Source organism: Brakhagea baltica, from assembly GCF_052161605.1.
Taxonomy (GTDB): Bacteria; Planctomycetota; Planctomycetia; order Pirellulales; family Pirellulaceae; genus JBKCUI01.
Window position 1 is genome coordinate 2,916,350 of sequence record NZ_CP197409.1, and the last position, 17,259, is coordinate 2,933,608.

Genomic DNA, 17,259 nt, shown 5'->3' on the forward strand with positions numbered 1-17,259 from the left:
TGCAAAGCAGCTAGTGCCACCAAATAAGATGATATCAGCTTCTCACCCCGTAACTGATCTGCTCCAATCTAGGTTTAGAGAGCTTCCTTAGACGCAAACCGCTCTGCCGGAACCAATTCTCCGTAACCCTTGCAGGGATAACGACTTGCTTCCTTAGGCGCAAATCCCCAGGCCCCTTCGAATGGGTGATTTCTGGCAAATGGCAGCTTTCGCGAAAACTCGCTCATGTAAGGTTAGGCGGGTCAACTTTACATGATGGGACCGTCGTGAAAGGATGGCGTGGTCGGCATTTCAGGGCTCTGCAGCTTGGACAAAGATGAATCAACAGTCACCGAACACCGAACTAGCCTCGACTCTGGCCGATTTCGTCCTGTGGTTTCGAAAGTTGCCCATGAAGCATCTCCGCCGAGTAGGCGGAACGTGGGAACTGCGTTACACCGACGCGTTCAAGGCTCAGTCGCGTTTATTGCCGATCGTCTGCTTTCCGGACGTCGACAAAGTTTACCGATCAGCGAAGCTCTGGCCCATGGTTCATTCCCACTAGCTCAACAGCACTCGCTAACCACCCATCCGTTTCGACAGTGAGTTGACGCTGCGTCGACGAGAAAATCCCGATTTGCTCGTCCAGCGGAATGTTAGTTTCCACGCTAGTTTTAGCGAGAAACAAGAAACCCCACTGGACAAGCCACTGGTATCTAAAGTCGGTCGCTTGTAGTCAAGCTCCACTTGTAATGTTGAAATCACCAAGTTCTTGGAACTCTTAGGTAACGTCAGCAAGCTGAAGGATCAGTTACCATCAGACCAAATCCACGGAATCGGCCTGCACCCAACGCGAGCGGTCCTGTCACTTGTTTCTCAAACCGTACTCGAAGATGCACCATTGTACCATTCAATTTCGTAGGACGGAGGAACGTCTTTGCTGGCTCCACCCCCTCACGGTAGCCAAACGGTTGCCACTCAAATTCCGCTGCAGTCGTTACTCCTGCGTTTAGCAATGCCTTGTGTACTAAACGCTTCGTTTTTGCAGGATTGCAGTCGTCGAAGCCGTCCAAGATAACGGGCGTCACAGAGCTCCAACATTTACCGGCACCGGCGTACTGCTCACTTACCCAATCTTGCCGACTAGCGAGGTTGAGTATTGCACATATCTCTCCGTCCCAAACAAGTTCTTTACCAATGAGTCTTTTACGGATAAAGTTGATTCGATCTTCGCATCCGATGGGAGCTGCAATCATGACGCGGCGAATGGAACCAAATCGGGTGTGGCCATCGTACGCAGCGATCGTAGGCAGTGGTAGATATTGAAAGCGCAAATTGGAACCGGGGCCACGGTTCGCACCTCCATCCTTGGAGTGTCCGTGAACAAATGATCCTATGTCCTCCCAATCTTTGCACACCTCTGCTACAGCATGACGCACCCAGGCTGCCACATCACGCGTTCGCCGCGCTGTACCAAACGGTCGGAAACCTTTTGCATCGGGGCGAAGGATCTGAAAGATGCAGAAAGGTCTAGGTTCTGGGTCAGTCGATCGACGGTAATGACGGACTGAGAATTTTCGTAGCGGTGGAACCGGTTTGAAGCCATCGTCGCTGAGCCTATTTAAAAAATCGCTATGTTTTCGCATTAGGTCTTCAAGCGTTCCCGCCTTGGGTACTCGCAAAGCCACACCGCCAGACAGTGCCACTTTCCAACGTTCGCCACGCAAGCTTTGTGCCTCCGCATCCGAGATCACATCCGCATCCGCGGCGACCATGTCGATCCCCCACCCAAGATGCGTGATACTGCGAGCGGCTGATTTGAGGAAATCGAGATGCTGGCACGGCCCTTCAGAGAGAGTGAAAATGTAGCGGAGGCATTCGCCTTGTTTTCCGTCACCGATTCGGATATGAGTGGGAAAGACCGCCTTCATTGTCCGTAAATCCATCGGGCGATGTGGCTTGATTGGTTCTTCCCCCTTCGCCCATTTCCTCGCGGGCGCGTCCATATCGTTGTTGGGGCCCGACAAGCGAAACGGCAATCCAAAATGATGCGGCGGAGTAACAATCTCAGGGTCGCCAAGTCGTTCCATCCATAGAAGGAATGGCTGCGCACACTCTAGGAACTTTGTATTCCGCCATCGGCTCGCGGCAGCATCAACAAGGGCTTGAAACATTCGCAACGGCGACGGTGGCCACTCGGGTTCACCTCCATCCCGAAAACCGTGATACGATGGAACCGGATCAAGAAAGCGAAAAGTTACACAAAGGAACTGTGGCATTGAGAGCACCTCCGTTATTTCCCTTTGATGACTTTTGCGACATTATTGAGAACATCAATATCGAGTAGAGCTCCTACTTTGACTACATCTCCGAAGGCTGCGTCGGCCTTACCTTTTTTTATCGTGGTTTCAACGGTGGTGCCGATTTGGGTTTCGCTTCCTTTGACGGTGAAGGTCTTGACATCGGCATCCACCCAGACGACTTCCTGCTTCCTGAGTTTTTCCGGTTTGGCTTCGCTGGCTTTTTCGGCGTTGGATAGGATGAATTCTTTCTCCAGTTCGGTCTTCCTGATATCAAAGTGTTCCAAAGCTTCACGGGTGTAAGCGAGCGCCTCCTCATGGTTGAGCGTCAGTTCGATTCGTTTTCCGTCCACACCGACAACCACGAATTCGCGTGGGTTATCAATGTCAGGAACGAGATTACATCCAGCACGAAGAAACGAGTCTTGCGGTGCGGTGAGTGCCACCAGCGACAGACCAAGGATGTATCGGCGAAGCGATGTGGTTTTGTCTGTTAAAAGCAACCCATCGGCGTCCAGCACCGTCAGTCGACGAAGTGCCGCCAAGTTTACGACGGTATCACGCCGTATGGAACCATTTGAATTGAGCTGAACACCGCCCGGTGCTTTCGATGCAAGGGCGTTCTTGAATCCTTCTTCTGATCCGGCTTCTGAAAGAAGTTCTAGCTTTTCCAAATCAATAGTCATCTGAACCAGGAAGTTCGCGGAACGGGTGAGTTGCCGGACATTGAAAGCGCGGATCGTCGAAGAGAAGAGCCGCGGCAACTTCGCTTGGGTAACGCGGGAATCCCAAGCTCCGAATACTAGCGACGTGGGGGCGATCTGAGCCAGCTTTTCTGCATTACCGCGCAGAACCTCCTGAAACGCCTCCTGGAGGTCCTGTTCAAATCCAGAGCATCTGACGATTGCATCCGCCGCGCGATGATTAGCGTTCAGCAGGTTCAGTCGCAATCCTTTGGTAGGAAAGGTTACGACGATTTGCGGAACGAGATCCGAATATTGCTTCTCTGCGAAAATCGGTTCGATGCGGTTAGCTTGTGAGCCTACACTGTCCACAAGTACGACGTTCGATCCATCCTCGAAAACATCTATGTTGTATCCCCCCTGAAATTTGGTTTTGTCCTTATCGGCGCCTTGTTGAGGTGCGTAAGTCGCTGGAAAGAAGATTCCATCGGATCCTTCTACCGGCACGAGATTTTCACGAAGCACGATGGCGGCGGGGCCACTGTCTTCAAACCATTCGTCGAATTTGTCACTCATAAGAATCTCCTGACGTTTGTAGGGAAAAGGCTTTGCTCAGCGCGGCATACTGTCCGCGTGAGATAACAGATACACGAAATCGCTGTGTAGTTAGTTCTCGAATTGCTCCTGCCATAGCCGCAGCCGCAACATTGGGAGAAAAAGGATAATGCCATGTAAAGTAATCGAACCCGTCCCGATCGTCGTTCATTACGGGGCGAAAACGTTGCACGCCAACGGCTGCGAGTAACTCCACCAACGGCGATGACTCCACCTCCATTCCTTGTTCGTTGGGGGAGAACCCAACATCCAATGCGTTCCATGCTGGTCCACAGTCAAAACCGAATCGACCGCCCTGAAACAAACGATCGGAAAATGGATCGGTTGAGCTCGTGATGGATTTCAACTGCTTTACCAAAGCGGCACGTAAACCGTTCCAAATTCCCAACGATGTTTGTTGGCCAGACCAGAAGTTCCATGGTGGTTGACCCTCGACTTGTGCAGCCCCTTTCCGTATCACAACTCGCGTCCATGCATCGAGAACGAGTCCTTCTGTTTTTCCACCGTCGAATGAGAACGCTAGCGGCGCAACAATAGGGCGAACTTCGAGGTTGTTAGTCTTGATTCTTAACACTTCACGCGGCGGGGTTTCTACCAAGAAGTTCAGCACTCCTTTTAGCGTACCCTCGCACCCGATACAGAACTCCCTTCCCGCTTGCGCAAACCAGCCCTCGGCGCCCGGCCACAGCCTATCCGCTAATTCCAACATGCCACAGCACGCAAAGAACTGGCCCGGGTTTGTGGGATCGACGTTAACCGAAAAACTTGGGGTTGCAGTTTTCATCGATTGATTTCTCCTTCCGGATTTGGATTGGCACTTGCAGCCCAGTCGGCTGCTCGGAGCAACGATTCCAAATAGGCAAGCCCCCAGCGACCGTAGCGTCGCTGAAGTCGTCCAAAACGTCGGGGGACCGCCATTGCCAGTTTATCACTTGCCTGATCGGATTGATTGGGATCGAAGACTTCATCCACCGGAAAATGCGGGCGGGCGCGGCCGTGATGAGCCGCTATCAGATGCAGTACAAGTTCTCGTTCATCATCGGAAATGCCAAGCTCGGCCGACGTGGGTAGTTCATTCAGCGAACCAAACTCATGTCGATAGTTTCCTTCAAGGCGTGTGCGAGTATTGCGACCCGACTTCGCCAACCAGACCTCGGGAGCGTTTCGGTTTCCAAGCATCGATTGAAAGATTAGTCGTTTCTTTCCCTCGTCATGGAACCGAGCGGCAATTCTTAGGCAGTTGTTGAGCGAATCGCCTAGAGATAACCCATTAAGAATCATCTCCAACTGCCCTTCAACGTCAGAGACGTGGCCAGTGAGCAGCACAGGCTTCTTTGAAGTCGGTTCCCCCGTATTTCGACGCGCAAACCATTGTAAGACTTTCGGATCTTCGTCCTCATCCTCAGCGGGAATCGCCAGACTGAAGACTTCGTGAAAGTCTGACGGCACAATGCCGTCATCGTTTGAACGGCAACGTTCGGCAGTTTGGGATACATCATCAGCGAATTCCGATTCGCCGTCGAGCATTCCCGCAGAATTTAGTCCACCGCTACGCGGATCTAGAATTACGGTCATTCCATTGATGCGTTCTTTGTTCTCTTTATTCGTAAACCAGGCGAGCGTAATTATTTCCACTTCACCATTTTCGTTAACGAGCCACCCATGGTGACTTGGATGACGCTTACCTATCGTGTCTAGACTTTTGATGACGCGATAGCTTGGCTCTCGCAATCGCTCGTGAGCGAGCAATGGGTAAGCGAGCAACAATTCAGCGCGTTCAGTGTCGTTCACCGTTGAATGATCAAGCAGATGGACGTCTTCGCGCCACGCGACGTACGTTTCAGGTAAGTTCTGCTCGGCCAGACCGTGCAGATAGGGTTCGATTGATGGTCGCCCAGGGAGCTTGCCCGTAATCGTGGTAAGCGCCCAGGCGTCGAACAACATGTCGGTAGCAGGCAAGAACACGGGAGGCGGTGCGAATGCAGCGGCGCGAGCATCGATAGAAAGCTCTCCGAGAGCTTTTGCGTTCGCGCTCGCTTTCTTTTCTAGTTCGCGAAGAAGTTCAAGGGTATTTTGTCGAGGAACAGTTTGCGGATGTTTCTCATCCCAGCCGCTGGGGCCGGGATGAAAAACGTGAACTTCGCACTCATCAAACTTGCCAAACCTGTTTACTCGGCCAAAACGCTGCGCCATGCTTTCAAACGTGCTGAGGTCGCATATCAAATGGTCCGCTGAAATATTGATGCCAACTTCTCCCGCACTGGTACACGCGAGGTAAACCGTTCCTGTTGTAGAGCTTGATGGTGGATGAGGAAGGAATCTTGCGAATGTAGGATCTGCAGGAACCTCGCGACTGAAATCACCAGCCAACGCATCACGTTCTTTCCCACGCATCGTCCCGGTGAGTGTTCGAATGTTTTCTGCTGGAACCTTTGCTTTCTCCAACGCCGATTGAATTTCTAACACCGTATCGACGCTCTGGGCAAAGATCATTATGGACCGATCACTGGATTTGAATGACAACGCCTTTTCGATTAATTCGTTCGCAGGCTTCTTAGAATCCTTCAGTGCGTGGAGATGAAGTCGCTTTACCGCGTTCATGCGTTCGCTGACGATGCGATTGGAATAGTCGTCGTCTTCCAGTTTGAAAGAATCTTGCGACTTCGTTGTCGCCGTCAATTCCATAACAGAAAGCTTTGGCCATGATGTGGAAGGTTCGTGTTGCTTCTGCTGAACTTCGATCGATTCAATAAGCCTTTGGAAAGCTGGTTCGAGGTGAGCTTCGTCATGAATCAGAAGCGAATCCTGTCCCAGAAAACCAGCGTGCAATGGGCGTTTGTTACGACCAATTCCATAGCCACTGAAGAGCAATCTGCTGCCAATCATATCGACCGTTCCACAAACAATCGCCGGCCTAGAAGGATCTTCGCACCACTCGCCATTGTCCGCGAACTGTCCGCGTAGAGTGCTAATAGACAATGTACGGAACAATCGCTTCAGCGATGATAGAGATTCCTTATCGCGAATCGATTCACGATACTTAAGAACTTCGTTCGTGGTCTGGTCGACGACGGTTCGACGATTGACGACGTAGACCAACCGCCTCGGCAACGAGGCACCATCAGTCAGCGCCAGCATCCATACGGCTATAACACTTGTCTTTCCCAGTCCCGTAGGTACACAGCAGGAGCGCGGAATATCGGGCACACCGCCGGATTCTGTTTCGCAAAGTCGACGATAGAGCCGCCTCTGCCAAGGAAACGGCGCGTGCCCAGTCAGGGCTGCGAATCTCGCGTCGAAAGGTTGAGGTTCATTCACAATGTATATCCACTTGGTTTCCGCACTTTAACCTGTTTTGTTTTGTCCCGAGTTTAGACGATCTCATGACACCTTTGGTCACGCGCGAAATGCGCCTGTGAAATCTTTCTTTATTTTTCAGAGGGCCGTTCTGCATGAGCGCCGAGCCAGTCTTTGGCATTCCGAAGCCAAATGATCGACATTGTCGCGAACTCGGAATCTGCAATGGAGCACTTTCCGTCGTCTCGAAAAAACCGCCGCAAACAAATAATCCAAGAATACTCGTCCGGTAGGGCTGCACGAATATCGGCGATTTCTTGGACTCGTGTCACCGAGGCGTTGCTTGACTTTACAAACTGATGTAATTTGTGCACCTGCCTATCCAACCATTTGTTGGTCATCGACTGTCGTTGTAACATAGCTTGCGTCACTCAAGATCGCCGCCACTTCAATCGACATATTTGCATCATTCATAAATTGCATCAAACAGCTCCCGGCGCGAGGGGTACGCCCCGCTCTCTCGCTAACTCGGCTGCGTAGGCGATCGATACTTCGATATCGTCACTCGCTAACGATGGGTAGCTTGCAAGGATCTCGTCTCGTGATGTTCCGGCCGCGAGGTTGTCTAAAATGACCGAGACCATTACACGGGTGCCTTTGATGCATGCCTTGCCATAACAAACGTTTGGATCAACGGTAATGCGATCTCGCCAATTCATCTCAAAATCTCCATCGTTTTGAACCTTTTCTCGAGTTTCGGAGTGCTGGACGGCCTGCAATAGGCACTTCCGAAACACCTACGAGCACATGTGTGAATCATTTTTGAGTATATCCAATCTCTGAAAGGCAAACTTTACCCCACCGCTCTAAACAAACCCAAGCCGAAGTGGCTGCCGTAGCCGAGCGAGAGTGGACCCGAGACCGGCTCGCGGAATCGTAAACGTATGCTGTGCCCCTTCCTGACCGGGGGACTGGATCGCCCCTCTCGTCGACTTAACTCAAACCCACCAAAGTGATCTCGACCTAACCCTAAGTCGACTACCTCAACATCGTCCACTCCAAATCGATATCCTCGACTCGATAACTCTGCCCGCACTTGCCCCTCTAACGAATTCTTCCCGCGAGGCTTGATATACCTCGGTGCAACAAACGGGGTCCAACTGATCCACTCCCTCGAACCCAAAGACGCTCCCTCCTCGAACTTCCCTCCACTCATGCGACAGAAACGCTGCATCAACTGCGAGGCCTCGCGCGGAGTCTGACACCTTAATCCGAACCACACACGACCTCCTGCACCAAAGATCTCCCGTAAACTTAACAACCCTTCCAATACCCGAGGACTCATCCCCATCGGCACGTAAAAAACAACATGATCCAACTCCCCATCATCATCCAAATCCACCGGCAATACATGCGAGTGCTCATGCCGTCCAGAAAGGGGCTGACCAAAACAGTTCTGACCCGTTAACTCCGGTGCATCCACTTGTCCTCCACCGGCCACTCGCGCGACCCAAGCTCGATGAATGGACTCTCCAACTCGTAATGTCCCCTGAACCGACGGAAACTTCCCTGGCGATGTCAGCCTCATGACACGCAGGTGTCGCGATGCCTCACTAGAGTCGCAATCGAATCGCAGAATCTGACAACGATCGCTCCGTTCCCTGAATAGCGATTCGTTGTTGATGAGTGGCATGATAACAGTCCTATCTAACTTGGCGTTTCAGTTTCAATAGCTAAAGATGTCTTTCCAGACTCTGCCAAATCCTAACAATCCAAGCGAACGCGTGCAGCTCGGCTAAGCCAAAAATACTAATTTTTTCTTTTTTCAGAGATTTTTGCCGCACAGCTAGAATCCCCGGTTTTTTCAACACTTTTCGCTGAACGCCACCAACTTCACCCTCCCAGCGAAGCGACCGGGAGGGTCGGCAATTGAGCCTTAAGCGAGATTGCCGGGGAGGGTGAAGTAGGTGACGATCAGCCAGAAGCGTCGTTAATCATCCTCTTTTGTTTGCGTCTGATCAATTTTATTCTTGGTTGCTCCGTGAATCGCGAACTACTATAGATTCGTAATGGACCCTGGCGACAAGGCTGTCGACTCCCGAATCATTTATTCGCCATCTGGTCAATCATGCGCCACTCTTACATTGTCACGTACGATATCGCCGACGATAAACGACTTCGCAAAGTTTTTAAAACGATGCGAAACTGGGGAGACCATCTCCAGTACAGCGTCTTCGAATGCCAACTTACCTCCACCGAGATGATGAAACTGAAATCGGAACTCGCCGATATCATTCATCACACTTTGGACCAAGTTCTATTCATTAACCTAGGCCCGAGCGAAGGTCGAGGTGATCGGGTGATCGAATCGCTCGGTCAACCCTACCAAATCGTCGATGCCCCATGCGTCATCGTTTGATGACCGCTGGTCTTCTATTCCATGTTGCACCGCGTCGTTCTGCAACGCGCTAGCGTTTTCTCTCGATTCAAACCCTGTAACATAAAGTTGCTCTACTCATGATCTATGATGCCTCGAATGATGTGGATGATACCCTAGAACTTCTCCCAGCTCGTATGCTCAACGAGTTTGCTTATTGCCCGAGATTGTTCTACCTAGAGCATGTCGAAGGACTCTTTGCCGATAACCGCTTTACGATCGAAGGCTCGATTCGTCACAAGCGAGTCGATGGTCGCGAGGACGAATTACCTCCAGCAGGGGAATCAGATTCCAACCAGATGATTCATGCTCGCAGCGTCACCCTCTCAAGCGACCGACTCGGGGTTATGGCCAAATTGGATTTGATCGAAACCAACGGGCAATTGGCGACTCCCGTCGATTACAAGCGTGGTTCCCCAAAGAAGAACGAAGACGGGACCCTCGATGCTTGGGAGCCGGAAAAAGTCCAGCTTTGCGTACAAGCTCTCGTGCTAAAGGATAACGGCTATCAATGCGATGAGGGGATCCTCTTCTTTTGGGAAACCCGACAGCGAGTTCGAATCCCAATCGATTCCGCCCTCATCGAGAGAACTTGTCAGTTGATCGAGCAAGCACGCGAGCTCATGCATGCACCCAAGCTCCCGCCCCCGTTGATCGATAGTCCGAAATGCCCGAATTGTTCGCTGGTTGGCATCTGCCTACCCGATGAGACCCGACATTGTGCTCGCGAAGAGGGCGAAGAGACTGCGAAGCCCTCGACGCGGCAATTGCTTCTTTTCGATACAGGACTTTCAAGCGACTCCCTCTTTCATCAGGAACAAGCCAATGGTTTGGCAGACCAACCAACAGAGCAACCAGTTCGACAGATGGTAACGGGACGCTACGAACAGAAGGCCTTGTACGTCAACACACCAGGCCTATCGATTGGCAAATCGGGTGAGGTTCTAAAGATCAAAGATAAGGCCAAGGTCTTGCAGGAGGTCAGGATCAAGGATATTTGCCAGCTGAATCTTATGGGGCCGATACAAATCACCACGCAAGCCATGCAGGAGTTGCTGCAAGCCGAGATACCGGTCGCGTATTTTTCCATGGGAGGCTGGTACTATGGGCATACGCAATCGGTGGGGCTCAAGAATATCATATGGCGTCGCGAGCAGTTTCGGGCTGCGGATGACGAACGCTTTTGTTTAAGGTTGGCGAAGCAATTGGTTGTGGGCAAGATCCGCAATCAGCGAACCATGCTCATGAGAAATCACGTCGAGCCACCTCAAAAGGCGATTCAGTTCATGAAGGCTTTGATTTGGGATGCTGAGCGGGCCGATTCGCAATCGACGTTACTGGGAATAGAGGGGCTGGCGGCTCGCACTTACTTTGAAAATTTTTCTGGGTTCATCAAGGTGTCGTGTGAGTCCCCTGGAGTGAATGACCCAGGCGTAGACGATGCCGACTTGGCAACGGAGCGCACGACTGGGGTGAAGATGTCGTTTGATTTCAAGAATCGCAATCGACGGCCACCTAGGGACCCGGTGAACGCGCTGCTATCGTTAGGATATAGTTTGTTGGCCAAGGATTTATCGCAGGCTTGTGCGATCGTCGGCTTGGATCCGTATTTAGGTTATTATCATCAGCCTCGATTTGGTCGACCGTCGTTGGCATTGGATCTCATGGAGCCGTTTCGGCCGTTGATTGTGGACTCGGCGGTATTGAGTGCGATCAATCAGAGGATGGTTCATTTGGGTCATTTTCGGAGTGCCGGACAAGCGTGTGCGTTAACACCGGCGGGTCGTAAAGCGTTCTTCATGGCTTATGAGCAGCGGATGGATCAGTTGGTCACGCATCCCATTTTTGGGTATCGGGTCAGTTATCGGCGGGTGCTTGAGATACAAGTGCGATTGCTTGCGAGGGTCTTGATGGGAGAGATTCGGGAGTACCCTGTGTTTATCACGCGGTAGCGAATGTCGTTGATCGCTCCGTCGATCAAGAGTTGCGTCGATCAAAAGTTGCATCGCGTTACGGTCGCAGAGTCATTTAATCGTCATGCCAATTAGCTTTCGTTTTGTTGGCGGATTGCTATAACATACGTACGGGCGGTTGGGGGGAACGCGTGAGTTCTGGCGAGTCAGATTTTACGGGAACAGCCTCGCGAGGGGTTAGGTGTTGGCAAAACCGTGGTTGGTGCTCGCACATGGAAAACCCCAACGAATTTCCAGGTATTCCCTATAAATCTGCATGGACATTTCGGTCGAAAACTGGTATGTTAGAAGGGGTATTCGCAGAACGGCCCGCAGCCCAGCGATTTTGCTGGATTTGCGAGGGCGGGCCTTCCATGATCATTCGATCATGGCCTCATTGAAGCTGCGAGGTCAGATCTTCAGCACTTTCGAAATGGCTAATCCTTCCATGATCATTCGATCATGGCCTCATTGAAGCGTTATGAAATCAAACCACCGGGGAAGATAACCATTGGCCTTCCATGATCATTCGATCATGGCCTCATTGAAGCTAGGTAATCTTTGTAAACCATCTTTAGAGCCCTTTCACCTTCCATGATCATTCGATCATGGCCTCATTGAAGCATATCTTCGTTGTCGAGAATGACGGTTCGCTTTTGCCTTCCATGATCATTCGATCATGGCCTCATTGAAGCCGGTGCCGATCTTCACCTCCCGCGAAAAGGCTATACCCTTCCATGATCATTCGATCATGGCCTCATTGAAGCCAGAAGACATTCGGGATGTTTCAAAAGTTCCCTTCCGCCTTCCATGATCATTCGATCATGGCCTCATTGAAGCGTGGCATAGGGGGCGATCCTGTGCTGTTGGGTGGCGTCCTTCCATGATCATTCGATCATGGCCTCATTGAAGCCTAGAGGAAACGCTACGATGGATTTTGAATCCTGGGCCTTCCATGATCATTCGATCATGGCCTCATTGAAGCTGGCGTGGAATCATGCGGGATGGTGAGGAGAACGTGGCCTTCCATGATCATTCGATCATGGCCTCATTGAAGCTTTATGAATATTTTTCCGTCCTTGCCCTTATAGCAACCTTCCATGATCATTCGATCATGGCCTCATTGAAGCATCGAGTTAACTGGATGCACGATACAAAATCTCGGTGTCCTTCCATGATCATTCGATCATGGCCTCATTGAAGCACCAACTGAGAGATCGATTCGAGGGAGTGACAATCCCCTTCCATGATCATTCGATCATGGCCTCATTGAAGCCGACTCCTCTGGCGGCTTTCTCTTTAACTCCTCTTCCCCCTTCCATGATCATTCGATCATGGCCTCATTGAAGCGTAGAGGCTTTTCCGGTAGCGATTACGAAACAGCAACCTTCCATGATCATTCGATCATGGCCTCATTGAAGCCTTGCAAGGAGTACGCTGAGAAGGCGGATTTTCGCCAACCTTCCATGATCATTCGATCATGGCCTCATTGAAGCTTAACCGGTACGGACCTGACGGACGTACTTGCCGGGCCTTCCATGATCATTCGATCATGGCCTCATTGAAGCAGGTCCGTAATTTGCTCAACGTCTCCAACCTACTGAGTCCTTCCATGATCATTCGATCATGGCCTCATTGAAGCGTTACCATCCCATTCTTCGCATTGCGATTTCCCAAGCCCTTCCATGATCATTCGATCATGGCCTCATTGAAGCAATGACAACCTGGAAGCGTTACGCGCTCTGAAAACGATCCCTTCCATGATCATTCGATCATGGCCTCATTGAAGCAAGAGAGACGCGAGCAACTCGACATGATGCGACAATCCTTCCATGATCATTCGATCATGGCCTCATTGAAGCGTAGTATGAACTGAATCCGTCTTTACCGTCCCACCTACCTTCCATGATCATTCGATCATGGCCTCATTGAAGCGACCTGTATCTAACGACTAATTCGACGACTAAAAAGCCTTCCATGATCATTCGATCATGGCCTCATTGAAGCGGTGCGGCGAGTGGTTTTAACGCGACTCGCGGCGGCCCTTCCATGATCATTCGATCATGGCCTCATTGAAGCCGGTTGCTGCTTATTTTGGGCTACCGGAATAGTAATCCTTCCATGATCATTCGATCATGGCCTCATTGAAGCTGCAAAAGTATTGACGTTGAATCGACGGTCGATGTAACGGCCTTCCATGATCATTCGATCATGGCCTCATTGAAGCTGGCTGGGGAATCCCGGTCGCAGATCACATGTTGCAATCCTTCCATGATCATTCGATCATGGCCTCATTGAAGCGTGGCTCATGCTTGCGACTTGTATGAGTACAAGCCACCTTCCATGATCATTCGATCATGGCCTCATTGAAGCGTAGGCGTCACAAGCGGCTAGCACGCGAGATTGCACGGGCCTTCCATGATCATTCGATCATGGCCTCATTGAAGCACGATTGCGAATGTTGCTATCCAACGACACCGACGCCCTTCCATGATCATTCGATCATGGCCTCATTGAAGCTTGCATCAGTCGAGCACAACGCGAGACGGTAAACCGGGTCCTTCCATGATCATTCGATCATGGCCTCATTGAAGCATCGACTTCGAAAACGGCGGCAGGTATTACTTCCCGCCTTCCATGATCATTCGATCATGGCCTCATTGAAGCCATGGAGGCTGCACTATGGAAAATGGCCAGACGGTCCCTTCCATGATCATTCGATCATGGCCTCATTGAAGCGGTTCCCGATTCGGTGCGGCCAATGGCACCATCAACCTTCCATGATCGTAAAAGGATCAGTCACGTCGAGCGGGGATCGTGGACCGCCCAAGACCCAGGAATCGAGACGTTGAATGCCGATCACAGGTTAGCGGGGTACGCGTTCTTGCCCGGAGGATCGAGTGCCGTCGTCCGCGCTGGTGACGTGCCATACTCAGTCAGAGTACGCCTCTGACATCACACTATCATACCACAAGGGACTTCAACATTCAGCAGGGGTGAGAGTTCAAGCGACCATCTTTAGATACCACTGGCTTGTCCAGTGGAGCTTCATGTTTCTCGCTAATACGATGGCACCACCTGCATTACCCCCTCTTTGCTCGGCGGCTTTGCCGCCGAGCAAAGAGGGGGGGGCGGGGCCTGAGCGGTTGTGTAGCGAGAAGCGTAACAATCCACCCGGCAAGCGGGAGCCATTCCAGAGACATGACGCTCGTCGCGTTACTCCTGTGCTATCACCCGTTCATGGCCTCATTGAAGCTTGTAAAGAATTAGCTATGGCGGTTGCCAGATGAGAGCCTACCGCAATCACTTTAAAATTTCTTCCGGCTTGAACAGGAGATCGTCACATCTCCGGCCCAAAACGTAAGGAATTACCTTGCTGGCTGGAATCCTAACGATCCGCCGATCAAGTCGGCGGGATTAGAGGGCAGCGATGGGCCGACAAGTCAAATCCATGACTGGGTGTCTATCCCAGAGATTTTTCTTTCATGGGTTCCCAACGGGACTTATTATTTGGCTATCATGTCGGAACTGTTTTGCGGTCAATATGCCTTTTCGCCACCTCTTTACCACTACGCGTGCGTCTATGAACCCGAACGATCCAAACCCTTACCAACACCATGGGGCTCCAACCTATCACGACGTTCGTCAAACGTCACCGGAAAATGAAGGTGATGCGACAGGTGGAGTCATTCCCTATAAAAACCCTAAAGCACTGATCGCTTACTATCTCGGAATTCTTAGTGGCCTGCCACTGATCGGACTTCCACTAGGCATCGTGGCGTTTGTTCTGGGAATCATGGGGTTGAAAGACCGTGCGAAAAATCCCGCCATCAAAGGGTCCGTGCACGCTTGGATCGGTATCGGCTGCGGCGGAATCTTCGCGCTCTTTTGGGGAATGATCGGTCTGTCGGTTGTTGTCGCATTGATAAGCAAGAGATAACGCTCGCAAACTTTCGAACCAACCGAGCTGTTTCCTAATGAACACCATCGCTTGCGTAGTTCTTTCGTTCGCACTACTGGGTGAATTATCAGCCAAGGACCCCGACGAAGATGAATTGAGTTGCTTGATTCATCACTCTGGTGACGATGAGATTCAGATATGGGTGGTGCCGAACCGCGAGGACGTCGACCAACAAGCTCTTATCGACAAACATTGGCCGACTAGGTTTAGCTTGGAATTGGGAGTAATTGTCAAACCACCTAGAAACCTAAAATTGCGGACCTTCGCTATTTCTGAAATCGCTGCGTTGCAATCCTTGGTCACGCTCGACCTTTCCGGTGCAACCGTGTCGGACAATGACATTCAAACTCTATCCGCATTACCTAGCTTGGAATCTCTTGTTCTTGACTCGACGAACGTAACTGAGCAAGGAATCAGGCGTTTGGCCAAATTGAAAAGCCTCCGTTTTCTGAGTGTTCACGGTTGCCCGACCACAAACGAGAGTTTGGCTTTCCTTAAAGGCAGGGTGCCTGGGCTAGTCGTAGCGACCGGAATAGGAGACACCATCATTTCCATCCAAAGCACGAAGGATGTTATCAAGAAGGATTAGTTCGTGTCCTTATTGCTTTTCTTAATCGCCTCGTGCCGCCGGAGCTGTTCGTCCGGCAGGCAGTGAAGCATTTCGATCGAGCTTATAAATTAGCTAACGACAGGAATCTCAAAACCGGCGCGTTGCTTTCTAGCTTGCATCGCTGCCGCTTGATCGTCCCCTTCGATCATTTCCGTTTCTGGGTTCCACTTGAAGCTTCGCTGTAATCGTGCAGCGATCACCGACAAGTGGCACAGATTCATCGTTTGCAAGTGCGAGTGCAAATCGGAAACCGGTGTTCCACCTTCTCGAATGCAACGGAAAAAGTTCGCCTTGTGCCATTCGAACGGCTTGCCGTTGTAAAGCTTGACAATGGCTTCGTCATTGAAGACGTCTTTGTCCCACTCTTCCTGGATCGGAGTTCCCTCGATCTTGCCTCGATTGACGAAAATACGCCCCTTGGTCCCTTCGATCAGAACCCCGTTGTCGCCGCGGCTGGTTACATGGATCTCCATACCGTTCGCGAATTTGTGAACAATGTTAAAGTCGTGCGCTGTATTGTAGTAGTTGTCGACCGTGGGATTGCCATCTTTGAACTCGACAGGATGATTAGCATCAGATCCGTCGACCTCAACGGGGCCAGTTCCTTTGTCGGTCATGTTGGCTGCCCACAGGGCGATGTCGATGTGGTGAGCCCCCCAGTCGGTGAACTTACCTCCCGAGTACTCATACCACCAACGGTATTGGTAATGGCATCGCTCCTTGATGTAATCTACCGGTTCCGTTTGGCCTTGCCATAAATCCCAATCCAACTGCGGCGGTGGTGCAGACTTAGCGAATGGACCGCCAACATCTCCTCCGTTGATTCCGCAGGTGATCTTCTTGATGTCGCCAAGCAAACCATGCTGGGCCATGTTCACGGCTCGCATGAAGCGACCACGATCAGACCGTTGCTGCGTACCAACGATGAAAACGCGATCCGGGTACTTGAGAGCGGCAGCGCGGATGAGAACGTTTTCCTCGAGGGTGAGGGTCAACGGCTTTTGGCAGAAGACGTGCTTGCCCGCTTGCAGGGCTTCGATGGCGATCTTGGTGTGCCAGTGATCGGGGGTCACAATGTTGACCACCTCGATATCTTTTCGGTCGAGAAGCTGGCGATAGTCTTTGTACATATCGGCCTTGCCCTTGCCGATCTTTTCGCTGTTCCGAGCTCGCTCCATGTGGTTCGTGTCGACGTCACAGACGGCGACCACATCGCCAAAGTTCGCAACTCCCTCGGCATCGCCGGTTCCCATGCTGCCTACTCCAATGCAGCCGATAGAGAATCGGTCGTTGGCCGATAACGGACTGGCATTGGCGTTGGTACTGGTAAGGAAGTAGGGGGTTGAGGCGGCAGCGGCGGTGACTGCGGCAGTCGATTTCAGAAAGTTTCTACGCGTCGATCGAGTCATGTTTATGGCTCCAGGG

14 protein-coding genes and 1 CRISPR repeat array are annotated in these 17,259 nt (G+C 51.4%); of the genes, 6 read left to right on the forward strand and 8 right to left on the reverse strand.

The features are described 5' to 3' along the window. The first annotated feature begins 316 nt into the window (after positions 1 to 316). Positions 317 to 544 carry a hypothetical protein gene (locus SH449x_RS10760; RefSeq protein ID WP_482381346.1) on the forward strand — a complete coding sequence of 76 codons (228 nt, stop codon included), beginning with the start codon at positions 317 to 319 and terminating at the stop codon, positions 542 to 544. 226 nt (positions 545 to 770) lie between these two features. On the opposite strand, the gene csb2 (SH449x_RS10765) is transcribed toward SH449x_RS10760, so the two are convergent. The 7 genes from csb2 (SH449x_RS10765) to csb2 (SH449x_RS10795) form a co-directional block, all read right to left on the reverse strand. Further along, a complete protein-coding gene (csb2, locus tag SH449x_RS10765; protein ID WP_482381347.1) occupies positions 771 to 2,258 on the reverse strand; it encodes a type I-G CRISPR-associated protein Csb2 in 1,488 nt (495 codons plus the stop codon). A 14-nt stretch (positions 2,259 to 2,272) separates the two neighbouring features. Beyond that, positions 2,273 to 3,538: a type I-G CRISPR-associated RAMP protein Csb1/Cas7g gene (gene cas7g / locus SH449x_RS10770; RefSeq protein ID WP_482381348.1), complete on the reverse strand. Its 1,266-nt coding sequence runs from the start codon at positions 3,536 to 3,538 to the stop codon at positions 2,273 to 2,275. Further along, positions 3,531 to 4,361 carry a hypothetical protein gene (locus tag SH449x_RS10775; RefSeq protein ID WP_482381349.1) on the reverse strand — a complete coding sequence of 277 codons (831 nt, stop codon included), beginning with the start codon at positions 4,359 to 4,361 and terminating at the stop codon, positions 3,531 to 3,533. Before SH449x_RS10775 ends, cas7g begins: the two co-directional genes overlap by 8 nt. Then, positions 4,358 to 6,895 (reverse strand): type I-G CRISPR-associated helicase/endonuclease Cas3g, encoded by a 2,538-nt coding sequence (gene cas3g, locus SH449x_RS10780; protein ID WP_482381350.1) that lies wholly within the window; start codon positions 6,893 to 6,895, stop codon positions 4,358 to 4,360. The genes SH449x_RS10775 and cas3g overlap by 4 nt, the downstream gene beginning before the upstream one ends. A 110-nt stretch (positions 6,896 to 7,005) precedes the next feature. Then, complete coding sequence (locus SH449x_RS10785) at positions 7,006 to 7,206, reverse strand: hypothetical protein (protein WP_482381351.1); 201 nt, start codon at positions 7,204 to 7,206, stop codon at positions 7,006 to 7,008. Positions 7,207 to 7,356: 150 nt separating this feature from the next. Further along, on the reverse strand, positions 7,357 to 7,593 hold the full coding sequence (locus SH449x_RS10790; RefSeq protein ID WP_482381352.1) for a DUF433 domain-containing protein: 237 nt from the start codon (positions 7,591 to 7,593) through the stop codon (positions 7,357 to 7,359). Between the two features lie 134 nt (positions 7,594 to 7,727). Next, entirely contained in the window at positions 7,728 to 8,567 is an 840-nt protein-coding gene (csb2, locus tag SH449x_RS10795; RefSeq protein WP_482381353.1) for a type I-G CRISPR-associated protein Csb2, read from the reverse strand. Between the two features lie 435 nt (positions 8,568 to 9,002). On the opposite strand from csb2 (SH449x_RS10795), the gene cas2 reads away from it, so the two are divergent. From cas2 to SH449x_RS10820, 5 genes are all read left to right on the forward strand, one after another. Further along, positions 9,003 to 9,293: a CRISPR-associated endonuclease Cas2 gene (gene cas2 / locus SH449x_RS10800; RefSeq protein ID WP_482381354.1), complete on the forward strand. Its 291-nt coding sequence runs from the start codon at positions 9,003 to 9,005 to the stop codon at positions 9,291 to 9,293. A 98-nt stretch (positions 9,294 to 9,391) separates the two neighbouring features. Then, positions 9,392 to 11,263, forward strand: coding sequence for a CRISPR-associated endonuclease Cas4g/Cas1g (gene cas4g/cas1g / locus SH449x_RS10805; RefSeq protein WP_482381355.1), 1,872 nt, complete (start codon positions 9,392 to 9,394; stop codon positions 11,261 to 11,263). Between the two features lie 368 nt (positions 11,264 to 11,631). Next, a CRISPR array of direct repeats spans positions 11,632 to 14,002; the repeat unit is 36 nt; unit sequence CCTTCCATGATCATTCGATCATGGCCTCATTGAAGC. Positions 14,003 to 14,163: 161 nt separating this feature from the next. Further along, the gene (locus SH449x_RS10810) at positions 14,164 to 14,553 is read left to right on the forward strand and encodes a hypothetical protein (protein WP_482381356.1); all 390 of its coding nucleotides are present in this window, start codon (positions 14,164 to 14,166) and stop codon (positions 14,551 to 14,553) included. A gap of 293 nt (positions 14,554 to 14,846) precedes the next feature. Then, complete coding sequence (locus tag SH449x_RS10815; protein WP_482381357.1) at positions 14,847 to 15,203, forward strand: hypothetical protein; 357 nt, start codon at positions 14,847 to 14,849, stop codon at positions 15,201 to 15,203. A 37-nt stretch (positions 15,204 to 15,240) separates the two neighbouring features. Then, entirely contained in the window at positions 15,241 to 15,813 is a 573-nt protein-coding gene (locus SH449x_RS10820) for a hypothetical protein (protein ID WP_482381358.1), read from the forward strand. 89 nt (positions 15,814 to 15,902) lie between these two features. Here the strand turns inward: SH449x_RS10820 and SH449x_RS10825 are convergent, their stop codons facing one another. Beyond that, positions 15,903 to 17,243 (reverse strand): Gfo/Idh/MocA family protein, encoded by a 1,341-nt coding sequence (locus SH449x_RS10825; protein ID WP_482381359.1) that lies wholly within the window; start codon positions 17,241 to 17,243, stop codon positions 15,903 to 15,905. Positions 17,244 to 17,259 lie beyond the last annotated feature (16 nt).

What these genes read in the sequence shown, in the direction of transcription:
- SH449x_RS10815 (WP_482381357.1), top strand. Translation starts at nt 14,847, where the DNA reads ATGAACCCGAACGATCCAAACCCTTACCAACACCATGGGGCTCCAACC.
- SH449x_RS10825 (WP_482381359.1), bottom strand. Translation starts at nt 17,243, where the DNA reads ATGACTCGATCGACGCGTAGAAACTTTCTGAAATCGACTGCCGCAGTC.
- cas7g (WP_482381348.1), bottom strand. Translation starts at nt 3,538, where the DNA reads ATGAGTGACAAATTCGACGAATGGTTTGAAGACAGTGGCCCCGCCGCC.
- SH449x_RS10820 (WP_482381358.1), top strand. Translation starts at nt 15,241, where the DNA reads ATGAACACCATCGCTTGCGTAGTTCTTTCGTTCGCACTACTGGGTGAA.
- cas4g/cas1g (WP_482381355.1), top strand. Translation starts at nt 9,392, where the DNA reads ATGATCTATGATGCCTCGAATGATGTGGATGATACCCTAGAACTTCTC.
- SH449x_RS10790 (WP_482381352.1), bottom strand. Translation starts at nt 7,593, where the DNA reads ATGAATTGGCGAGATCGCATTACCGTTGATCCAAACGTTTGTTATGGC.
- SH449x_RS10775 (WP_482381349.1), bottom strand. Translation starts at nt 4,361, where the DNA reads ATGAAAACTGCAACCCCAAGTTTTTCGGTTAACGTCGATCCCACAAAC.
- cas2 (WP_482381354.1), top strand. Translation starts at nt 9,003, where the DNA reads ATGCGCCACTCTTACATTGTCACGTACGATATCGCCGACGATAAACGA.
- csb2 (WP_482381347.1), bottom strand. Translation starts at nt 2,258, where the DNA reads ATGCCACAGTTCCTTTGTGTAACTTTTCGCTTTCTTGATCCGGTTCCA.
- csb2 (WP_482381353.1), bottom strand. Translation starts at nt 8,567, where the DNA reads ATGCCACTCATCAACAACGAATCGCTATTCAGGGAACGGAGCGATCGT.
- SH449x_RS10760 (WP_482381346.1), top strand. Translation starts at nt 317, where the DNA reads ATGAATCAACAGTCACCGAACACCGAACTAGCCTCGACTCTGGCCGAT.